The sequence below is a fragment of the Pseudohalioglobus lutimaris genome (assembly GCF_002866825.1).
GTDB classification, from domain to species: domain Bacteria; phylum Pseudomonadota; class Gammaproteobacteria; order Pseudomonadales; family Halieaceae; genus Halioglobus; species Halioglobus lutimaris.
In genome coordinates this window covers 44,354-54,246 of sequence record NZ_PKUS01000039.1, presented here as the reverse complement: position 1 = coordinate 54,246, position 9,893 = coordinate 44,354, and the positions used below count along the sequence as shown (strand labels likewise).

Below are 9,893 nucleotides of genomic sequence, written 5' to 3'. Positions count from 1 at the left end.
TATTGGATCTGTGATCAGATGATTAACGAGGAATTACTGTGACACAGAATTCTGAACACTCCCTTGCGATTTTTACTAGCTACTGTCTGCCCAGCTAGTGGTTTACTTTGCCGGGTAAGCTCAAGTCACCTGACGCGATGTCCATCACATCCACAACGCAAAGCAAAGGCGCATGTACACTTTGATTGACTCGCAAGCCCGCTGTAACCCCATCATAAGTGGTTTCAGTAATATCAATTGATTGATCAAAAGCGACTTTTACTTCAACTGTGTCGTCATTGAAGATTGGTGACCACCCTGGGCTATCCAGCAGAATTGGTAGTCCCGGCCAGGTTTTCGGCAGTTTGGGAGTGGTGCCGTCGGGTATATCCACTACGCCTAGAGCGCCTTTGCCACACTGTTCATTCGGTTGCAGTACAACCCAGTGGCTATGCCAGACATTGCCATCATTGCCAGTGTCATTGTCGGCGTTCTCATCATACAAAGGGGTATCGTCAAAATCAGGATGAGCGGTTACAGCCAGCGCCAGTATCCCGGCGTTATCCTCAAAACCCACCACGCCACTATTCAGGCTTGTTGGCCATACATAGGAAAATACATCGCTTCCGGCGAGTTTGCCCGTTGGCAGCGGTTTAACACTCCCGGCATTCACTGCAACTCCCATATGAAAAGTGGCAATATTCTTCTGCAGAGTGACTTTGGCGTGGACAATATCAAAAGATGGCTTTATCCCGCCTGTTTGATCTGGCTCGGTGTGAATGCCGCCGGTATGGTTGCCGCTGGCAAAAGCCTGGGTAATTGTGGCGGCAATAGTCAATGTGGCTGCTTTGACAAGGTAGTTTGAGTTCATAATATGCTCCGATTTAGCTTCCGCAGGTAATAAAGTATCGACTCAATACTAAATAGTCTACCCGAAAAACCCGGCTTGTCAATAAGGTTTCGATTCAATACTATTTGCTCATGGATATACTGGAAACACAGCATCTACTGGAGCGGGTCGCAAGCCTGCTGCGCACAGAGACCCGTAACCTTTTGCTAGTACACGGCCTGCAGCCGGTGCAGTTCGAAGCGCTGCATTATTTGTCAATCTGCAATCGATATTCAGATACCCCAATGGGCGTTACTGAGTACCTTGGCCAAACAAAGGGTTCGGTGTCACAAACACTTAAAGTACTTGAGAAAAAAGGACTCATTGAGAAAACGGCTGACAAATCCGATAAGCGCGTGGCTCATTTGTCGGTAACAAAAGCCGGTCGCAATCTGGTATCCAGCATGCTGCCCTCGCCATCACTGGCAAGGGCCGGCAAGCAGTTAGGCAGGACGGACGAGGCGTCTATTGATGCTTCGCTTCGTAACCTGCTAAGAAGCATGCAGCAGGCGAACAATTTTAAGACATTCGGTCAATGTGCCACCTGCAGACACAATATCAGGCTGACAGATGATGAGTATGTATGTGGCTTAACAGAAGAAGCACTAAGTGGCGAAGATATTGAGCTCATTTGCCGCGAGCACAAGCCCAACCAATCAAGCGAGCACGGTGCTGTAACCGGCGCTCCGGCTTGATAAAAAGTGGCTGGAGTCCATGGCAGGCGTGAGACTACGGAGTATTAATGTCCATTCAGCTCGAGTTCATCAATTTTATAGTTCCTCGAAAAGTTATTGAGGAAAAGTATCCCGGAGGTTGGAGCAGGTGCCTTGACGACCATGAGAACCTGATTGGCGGCAGAGTCTGGTATGACGATCACCTGTTTAGAGATGGCGCCATGAATCCCGAGGACATAGGTTCATTGGTCGAGGAATGGGGCCGCCTGGGCCTCCATACGCACGATCCAGAAAACGGTGAGCCGTCCCGATGGGTAGACGTCTGTGTGGTAGAAGCAGCCTTTGGTGGTGCAACCATACCTTGCGATTGGCTGGAGACAGACGGTAGCGTAGCCTTTCATAAGTCATTCCCTGCCGGCGAGCTTATTGGAAGGAGAAATTTCTGCGGATAGCAGGCCAGGGAACCAGAGCAGGGTCGTAGCGAGAATTTAGCCTTAAATCGGCCGACTGCAGCTATAATCCAATGGTAGGCGGATGATGAGCGGAGGTGCCGTCAAATGACAGGTAAACCGTCGGCGAGCGAGTTCGACGTCATTGTCATCGGGTCCGGCATTGGCGGAATGACAACGGCCACTGCGCTTTCGCGTTTGGACCATAAAGTATTGCTGCTAGAGCAAGCGCAGACGATTGGTGGGTTGACCCACACTTTCTCTCGTAATGGTTTCACCTGGGATGTCGGTCTCCACTATTGCGGCACATTCGGCCATGAGCAACATGCGGGTCGGATTCTGGACTGGCTCAGCGGTGGAGCAATTGAGTTTCATTCGGTTGGTACCGTCTACGACACGCTTCACTTCCCGGATGGATTTGAGATTTCCATAGGGCGTCCTGCCGAAGCCTACAAAATGGAACTAAAAGAGCGTTTTCCTGACAATGTCGACGAGATAGATGCCTACTTCGAGGCGTTGCGGTCGGCTGAGGAAGCTGGGCACATGGTGGGTGCTGAGCGAGCGATGCCCGAACCATTCCGTTTTGCACATCACTGGTGGAATAAGAAGAAGATCCAGCGCTGGTGCAGTCGCACCACGGGTGAGGTTATCGCGGAACTCATCAGCAACCCCAGGCTCGCCGCCGTGCTGTCGGCGCAGTGGGGCACCTATGGCGGCAAACCCAAAGAAGCGAGCTTCGCCATTCACGCCATCATCATCGGACACTACCTTGAAGGCGCCGCCTACCCCGTCGGTGGTGCCGCCGCCATCGCAAGAGGACTTGTTCCGGTGATCGAGGCGGCGGGTGGCAGTGCCCGGGCTGGAACACCGGTTAGAGAGATACTACTGGAAGAGGGTAAAGCCGTGGGTGTGCGCACCCAGTCCGGCGAAGAGTTCACTGCGCCCTGTATCGTCTCGGCGATCGGCGCCGGTGAAACCGTGAAGCACCTGCTTCCAGAGAAAAGTTGTGAGCAGGACTGGGCCCGGGAAATAGCCACTTTCAAGCCGTCTATCTGCCACTTCGATCTCTATCTCGGCTTCGAGGGAGACATCGCCCAGCACGGTGCGACGCGCTCTAACCATTGGTTTTATGAAAGCTGGGACACCAGTGATGCCATCTGGACAGCGGGCGGAAGCGAGCCAATTCAAATGATGTTTGTGTCGTTTTCCTCTCTCAAGAATCCTGCTCATGACCCCGGCCCGGCGAACAGGCACACCGGTGATATGCTGATTTGGGCCGATTGGTCGTCGGTAGCTAAATTTGCGGATGGGGGAGCTGATGAATGTGCCGACGAGTGGGCATTGTTTAAGCAGCGCGTCGAGTCCAGGATGTTGGATTTCTTTGCGGATAAGTTCCCGCAACTGGCGCCGCTTATCGTCTACCATGAACTTGGCACACCACTCGCAACCGCGTCATTCACTGGCCACGAAAAGGGTGGGTTTTATGGCGTAGAAACGACCCCGCGCCGCATGTTGTCAGACGCGCTCAACGCCCGAACGCCTGTTCCCGGTTTATTCCTGGCAGGCCAGGACGTTATGACCCCGGGAATCGCTGGAGCACTTTCGGGTGGCATGTTGGGGGCAGCGGCGATCGACCCGCGAGTCTTCCAGAAGTTAAGTTAAGGCAGGCAAAATCGCGTTCATCGCCAGGAACGTGATGCCGTCGAAGGGCTTTGAACAGGCAACCGTTCGCGGACGGCAGTGGTGTTGACAACCGACCCGGTGCGGCCTGTCTTGAAACCGCGCGCCGAATGAGGAAGCCTGGCTTTTCTCTGGAGGTTGTCTGCCAGATGATATGGTGAAATGGAGTGCATAAGCTGAAATGAAATTAAAAGTGTTTATTGGGGTATTCGTTGCTCTGCTTTTATTTGGGTTGGGTGGGCTTTATACCAAGGATTCTGCGACAGTGGGCCAGGCAAATCTCGTAGAGAGCTTTTTCAAAGACTACTGTAGACAACATGGTAGCTACCCAACTTATGAAACTGTAGAGCGTGAGTTTCCCGGGCTATATCCGAACCACGATTGGTATTATTGGCCGAATGAGGCAAGAACTGTCGCATCATTTCAATACCCCATGACACTGCCAATTCCTTCCGCCCCCGGCCGTTCAAAGATCTCCGAGTTCATTCCCATTATTTACGCTTACGTCGTCCATCATCCCTGCGAGGGACTGTTTTGAAAGCATTGCATTGAGACCCGGAAGGTGTACAAATGCCACGTAGCACGATCACATAATGGTACTCACTGCCGCTCGCTGCGCTGACGGCAGTGCGCCACTGGCGTAGGGCGCAATGCGTGCCTATAGGAAAGCTATGAATATCAGTGACAAGATTAATTACGTAGAATTTCCAGCCCGGGATATAGAGGCTACAAAGGCCTTTTTTACTTCCGTCTTTGGTTGGGGTTTTGAAGACTTTGGCCCCGAGTACACGGCTTTCTCAGATCAAGGAATCGATGGCGGGTTTTTTAAATCCGAGCCAAACGGGAACGAACTGGCGGTTTGGTCTGATCTTGGCGCATAACAGGTCAAGGGTGCGGAAGGCTTATAGCCGCGTTAATTTAAGGCGTTGGATCTTGCCGATACGCCTTTCAAAAAGCCCCGCTTACTAGCGGCAGTTTTATGGCGCAATTTCATCTGGATACCACTCTGGCCTGCAGCTATGAAAGCGCTGCAATGGAAGTAAAGACGCCTTCTCTCCTTATGTACATATCTCATCCTCTTTTGGTTTTTGAGCCAGTGAATGGGACGGTGGTTCCGGAGGTATGGGAAGAGAAAACCTATTGGTTTCGTCTGAAACTTTTTGGCGTTGTTCCCCTCGGCACCCAGGTATTACGCATTACATTTGATGAAGAAAACGCAGTATTCAGGTTTTGCGACGACGGTTACAGTCGACTGATTCGACGTTGGTATCACTTGATAATCATTCAGGGGGAGGGCGGCGTTACCCAATATCGAGACACCCTGGATCTCAAGGCGGGGATTGCTACGCCCTTTGTTTGGCTGTTCGCGCGCGTGTTCTTTGCCCACCGTCAGAAGCGGTTGAGACAGATTGCACTGTCTGGATTCAATTATGAGGAGGCTTGGAATCTGTAGCAGGCTGCCAGGGGCGCCAAACAAGGCGGTGGAGCGGATGCGTGATCTTGCCCTTGCGTCGGCCGCTGCGGCAACCTCAGCAACTCTGCTTCAGGCCCGCCTGCGGCGTTATGCGACTTGAGAATTCGAATATCGAATATCGAATATGATATATGTACGGTTTACCGAGAACAGCCGATACTTGAAAATCGTCGACTGGGCAGGATCACGGTAGCGTTTCAGGGGCTCCACGAGAACTGGGCCAATACCGGGGGATGGCCGGCGCTGCGCTTGAAGCGTTAGGCTCTCAGTATAGTGATAACAGATAGAGATAACAGATAGAGAGAACAGAGAATGATCATAGAGGTTGGAGAAAAAGTTCACGTTGTGTATCGCTCGCTTTACGAGAATTCTACCCGTCGTCATTTTATTGGTGTCGTGGTTTCGGCGCAGGACGCGCTGTGTAGAATTGAGGGTTACGCTTTCGTCTATGACGCCAAGAAGACTGAATTTGAGAAAAAGGACAAATTGAGAACAACGATTATTGATCTGGCGGAGAGCGGCTATGTCGTTAACATTGTCGATACAGGTGTTGATATCAAGGATGTTCATTATCGGTATATGTCAGGTGTGGGCTTGATGGCCACTGACGGTAAGGATTTTCTGCTGGACATTAACGAATTTGGGTCACGAAGCTGACTCCAGGGCTGATAAGTCAAGGCACGAGACACCAGAAAGTATGGGCTTGTTTGAGTTGTTGTCTTCTCTTGCCGTGAGTGTCGTCTGCGGTCGGCAATACGGGGGTCTTGTTGATCTATGGAACTGATTGCCTATGTGGTCGTCGTTATACTCGTGAGTGTCGGCAGCTTCTGGATTGCGGGTAGCATATACGGATTGATTCATCGTCCGGCGATCTACTTTCCAATCTCCCTGGCAACAAAAATGGCGCTCTGCGCCGTATTCGGAGCACTGTTTTTAATGATTGGCGGTGTTTTGCTGGCGACCATGGTCTTTAACGCTGCGATGCAGCAAAGGCCGGATTATAGTCGGTGGCCAACCATTGTCTCCGGGTTAGTGATTTCTATCCTGTGCACGATTGTTATTTATTTTTCAGCTGTAACCCTGGCGTGGAAAATTATTGGATAGTGGGAATACCGCCAGGTTGGGCGCCATGAGGTCTGCCCCATTGGAGGCTATCCGCGAGGGGCAGGGCCATATCGAATACTGGAGAGATTGAGATGATCGAAGGTTCCTGTCATTGTGGTGCGGTTCACTGGCGCTTCAGCGGTGTTCCGGAACGGGCGACCGCGTGTAACTGCACCGTGTGTCGTCGTTATGGCGTGCTTTGGGCATACGACTTTGAAAATGAGGGTATTTCTGTCTCTGGACCCACTCGAGCCTACGTGCGCGGTGAATCCATAGAGTTTCACTTTTGTCCCCGTTGTGGCTGCGTCGCCTACTGGCGAGCAAAGGAGCCCGATGAGCATGGACGTCGCAGGATCGCCGTCAACTTAAGGCTTACCGAGCCAGAAGCGGTTGGCGAGGTCCCCATTGATCACTTTGACGGTCTCGATAGTTTTAAAGACTTACCCGGAGATGGCCGGTGTGTCTCAGACTACTGGTTCTAAACCGGGGGTTGCTGGCCCTTGCGGCTCACAATGTGCAACTGGCGTTTATTCGGGATGTCCAGGCTGTATCGTTGCTCTGGGTGTAGTATGACCAGACCTGCTTACTGGGCCTATTTGCTGTTCTGGCTGGTGCTGATGGCCCTGGCAATCGGCAACGGTGTTCTGCGCGAGGCAACCTACGGGCAGAAAATTCCAGAGCTCTATGCCCACCAACTCTCAACAGCCATTGCCGGCGCTATTTTTGGCGTGTCAGTGTTGGTTCTTTCGAAACGGGTGATACCGGGTTCTCCCGGAGAAGCTATCGCAATAGGCTTTACCTGGTTGGCGCTGACATTGTGCTTCGAGTTTCTTTTTGGGCATTATGTTGCCGGTCATGCCTGGTCGTTATTGTTTCGGGACTACGATCTAATGTCTGGCCGGGTTTGGCTATTGCTTCTTGTGTGGATTACGTTTCTGCCATACCTTGTCTATAAAGTACGTAAATAACCTGCATTGACCCGGGTCGGGTCGTTCCCGTCAATTGGCGCATACGTGTACCGTGTGACTGCTGATGTGGCCATCAGGTAAAAAGCGAGACAAGTAAATATGCTGGAAATCAGGCCCACCTGCGAGAATTGCAATATCGCGTTACCACCCAGCTCTACCGATGCGATGATATGCAGCTACGAGTGTACGTTTTGTAAGCACTGTGTGGATACGGTTCTGGAGAACGTATGCCCGAACTGTGGCGGTGGTTTCTGTCACAGGCCAGTGCGGCCGGCCAGGAACTTACGCAATGACAATTATTTGGGTAAGCACCCGGCATCGGGCGTGGTGGTTTTCAAACCTGTGGATGTAGAACAGCACAGGGCATTCTCGTCATCGGTAAAGCAGGTGTTGCCCAACGCGAGGTAGGGTGTGATAGCAAAGAGTCTTTGCGCTGTGAAGAGCTTGCATCGCAATGGATAGAACGAACTGAAAGCGGTGAGGTAGATGGCCTTGCTACGGGTAGCCGCGGGCGCTACAGGTGACCCAGAGCATGACCTCGGACAGCCATTGAGAAAGTAGGAGTAGGGTCATGCAGGTGCGCGCTTACACGGAAGCCGATGAGTCAGCCGTCATTGCGCTCTGGGATGAGTGCGGCCTGATTGCCCCGCAGAATAGTCCGCTCAGGGATATACAGCGCAAGCTACAGGTGGGTCGTGATCTCTTTCTGGTGGGTGTGAGCGATGGCGGAATTGTCGCAACTGTGATGGGTGGTTACGAAGGTCATAGGGGCTGGATAAACTACCTTGCGGTAAAGCCTTCCGAGCGGCGAAAAGGTATTGGCCAGGCTCTCATGAAGGCTGTTGAGCAACGGATTCATGAAAAGGGCTGCCCCAAGATCAATCTGCAGATTCGCTCGAAGAATAGTGAAGTTATCGCCTTCTACAAGGCTGTTGTTTACCTCAAAGACGACGTGGTCAGCCTGGGTAAGCGGCTGGAGTACGACTCATAGCGAGAAGAATTATGGATATCACGCTGGATAAGGCGCGCATATACGAGGTGCTCTGCGGATACTGTCGCGGACTCGACCGCATGGACAAAGCACTGGCTTACGCAACCTGGCATAAGGAGGGAACCGCGCTGTATCATGATATCTACGAGGGCAGCGGGCGTGGTTTCGTAGACTGGGTCTGGGAAGCTCACGCCGGTATGGAAAGGCACTTCCACCAAATTGGTAATCACCTGATCGTTGTCGACGGTGATACGGCCAGCAGCGAGACCTACGTCACGGTCGCTCTCTGGACGCTTCCCGATTCAGAAGGGATTCAGCAGGAAATAGTTGGCAGGGGAAGGTACCTGGACCGGTGGTCAAAGCAGCAGGGAAACTGGGCGATAGATCATCGTGAACATATCCTTGATATGCAGACTGTTCATGAACTCAGTCGTGGCTATATTAACCAGGTGTCAGCACGCGACAGCTCTGATCCCTCTTATGCCTTTCTAGCGGGTGGGTCCCACCGTCCATGACACGGCGTCGAATGGCCGATCTCGGTGACGTGTCTGGCGATGCAGTGGCGTTGGTGTCCACGAGTCTGCATCGCCAGGGGCCTGGTCCATGGCGGTGTCTTCACTGTCGTCGGATAGTGACCAGTGAGTCGGCGCAGCGCATTTCGTAATGTAGCCTCTTGCGTGGGGATTGAGCTGCCCAGGGTTTTTCAAAGGTCTTTTACAGGGGCGGTTTAATCATGTCTATCCCGTTGCAATTGGTACACTCAGCGCATCTGACCCTGCGGCCTATTCTCAAGAGCGATCTTACGGACCTGATGCAGGTGAATGGTGATTCTGAAGTGACTCGCTTCCTGCCCTATCCAACGTGGGAATCAGAAAAAGATGCCCAGGCGTGGTGGGTCAGGATGGAAGAGCGTATGTCGACCGGTACCGCAAAACAATTTGTCATTCATCACCCGGAGGACGGCAAGGTCATCGGTAGCGTCTTGTTGTTCAATTATGATGAGGGGAGCAGCCGCCTGGAGATCGGGTACGTACTGGCCCGCAGCTACTGGCGACGCGGCTATGCCAGGGAAGCCCTAAACGCACTCTTGCGACAGCTCATGGGTGAGTCTGGTATTCGGCGGGTGGAGGCAGAAGTGAACCCGGAGAATACGGCTTCAAACGCGCTGCTGGCTTCGTTGGGGTTTAGCCTCGAAGGTTGCCGCAGGGAGCGCTGGTTGGCGGAAAGCGGCCCCTACAGCGTCAATGTCTACGGATTGCTCGCCTCAGAGCTCCCAGCATTCGCGGATACCCCCTGATATGGCGCCTCAGCTATGCGCAACAGCAGCTTGCTTTGCGAAGGAACTGGAAATGAAAAAAGTACTCGAAGTAGATTCATTGATAGGCCAAAGGTTTGAATATCGTGTCGCGTGAAGATTTATACCTGGAGGCTCCGTTTGCATACAGGCTAACCAAAAGTGGGCTGGCTCAAATCTCTTACAGGGGCAGGGTGGTGATGACGTTGCGCGGCGCAAAGTCGAGTCGCTTTGTTAACCGCATTGGTGTGCTGGACGCGGACGCCGCCCAGCTTGAGATGGCGAAGCTTACAGGACACTTCAAGCATGGTAATGAACGCGCATCAAAGCTCCATAGAGAATAGTAAACACAACGCTGGTGGGCACTGGATAGTGCTCTACCAGGTCGGGA

The 9,893-nt window shown here is 52.5% G+C and carries 15 protein-coding genes; 14 read left to right on the top strand and 1 reads right to left on the bottom strand.

Annotated elements, in window-relative coordinates; all coding sequences use genetic code 11:
* Nucleotides 1-94 precede the first annotated feature (94 nt).
* A complete protein-coding gene (locus tag C0039_RS18915) occupies nt 95-850 on the bottom strand; it encodes a hypothetical protein (protein WP_101518971.1) in 756 nt (251 codons plus the stop codon).
* Nucleotides 851-960: 110 nt separating this feature from the next.
* On the opposite strand from C0039_RS18915, the gene C0039_RS18910 reads away from it, so the two are divergent.
* The 14 genes from C0039_RS18910 (at nt 961) to C0039_RS18845 (ending at nt 9,505) form a co-directional block, all read left to right on the top strand.
* Entirely contained in the window at nt 961-1,563 is a 603-nt protein-coding gene (locus C0039_RS18910; RefSeq protein ID WP_075998962.1) for a MarR family winged helix-turn-helix transcriptional regulator, read from the top strand.
* A gap of 47 nt (nt 1,564-1,610) precedes the next feature.
* The gene (locus tag C0039_RS18905) at nt 1,611-1,994 is read left to right on the top strand and encodes a hypothetical protein (protein WP_075998961.1); all 384 of its coding nucleotides are present in this window, start codon (nt 1,611-1,613) and stop codon (nt 1,992-1,994) included.
* A gap of 105 nt (nt 1,995-2,099) precedes the next feature.
* Complete coding sequence (locus C0039_RS18900; RefSeq protein ID WP_075998960.1) at nt 2,100-3,653, top strand: phytoene desaturase family protein; 1,554 nt, start codon at nt 2,100-2,102, stop codon at nt 3,651-3,653.
* Nucleotides 3,654-3,852: 199 nt separating this feature from the next.
* On the top strand, nt 3,853-4,209 hold the full coding sequence (locus tag C0039_RS18895) for a hypothetical protein (RefSeq protein ID WP_101518970.1): 357 nt from the start codon (nt 3,853-3,855) through the stop codon (nt 4,207-4,209).
* A gap of 133 nt (nt 4,210-4,342) precedes the next feature.
* On the top strand, nt 4,343-4,552 hold the full coding sequence (locus C0039_RS18890; RefSeq protein WP_076002093.1) for a VOC family protein: 210 nt from the start codon (nt 4,343-4,345) through the stop codon (nt 4,550-4,552).
* A gap of 98 nt (nt 4,553-4,650) precedes the next feature.
* Nucleotides 4,651-5,124: a hypothetical protein gene (locus C0039_RS18885; RefSeq protein ID WP_207796488.1), complete on the top strand. Its 474-nt coding sequence runs from the start codon at nt 4,651-4,653 to the stop codon at nt 5,122-5,124.
* Between the two features lie 333 nt (nt 5,125-5,457).
* On the top strand, nt 5,458-5,802 hold the full coding sequence (locus tag C0039_RS18880) for a hypothetical protein (protein WP_075998957.1): 345 nt from the start codon (nt 5,458-5,460) through the stop codon (nt 5,800-5,802).
* A 117-nt stretch (nt 5,803-5,919) separates the two neighbouring features.
* Complete coding sequence (locus C0039_RS18875) at nt 5,920-6,249, top strand: hypothetical protein (protein WP_075998956.1); 330 nt, start codon at nt 5,920-5,922, stop codon at nt 6,247-6,249.
* Between the two features lie 92 nt (nt 6,250-6,341).
* A complete protein-coding gene (locus C0039_RS18870) occupies nt 6,342-6,731 on the top strand; it encodes a GFA family protein (protein ID WP_101518969.1) in 390 nt (129 codons plus the stop codon).
* 87 nt (nt 6,732-6,818) lie between these two features.
* Entirely contained in the window at nt 6,819-7,217 is a 399-nt protein-coding gene (locus C0039_RS18865) for a hypothetical protein (protein WP_101518968.1), read from the top strand.
* 99 nt (nt 7,218-7,316) lie between these two features.
* Nucleotides 7,317-7,625, top strand: coding sequence for a DUF1272 domain-containing protein (locus C0039_RS18860; protein ID WP_075998953.1), 309 nt, complete (start codon nt 7,317-7,319; stop codon nt 7,623-7,625).
* 163 nt (nt 7,626-7,788) lie between these two features.
* Nucleotides 7,789-8,208 (top strand): GNAT family acetyltransferase, encoded by a 420-nt coding sequence (locus C0039_RS18855; RefSeq protein ID WP_101518967.1) that lies wholly within the window; start codon nt 7,789-7,791, stop codon nt 8,206-8,208.
* A gap of 11 nt (nt 8,209-8,219) precedes the next feature.
* On the top strand, nt 8,220-8,723 hold the full coding sequence (locus C0039_RS18850; protein ID WP_101518966.1) for a nuclear transport factor 2 family protein: 504 nt from the start codon (nt 8,220-8,222) through the stop codon (nt 8,721-8,723).
* A gap of 218 nt (nt 8,724-8,941) precedes the next feature.
* Entirely contained in the window at nt 8,942-9,505 is a 564-nt protein-coding gene (locus C0039_RS18845; RefSeq protein ID WP_075998950.1) for a GNAT family N-acetyltransferase, read from the top strand.
* Nucleotides 9,506-9,893: the final 388 nt, after the last annotated feature.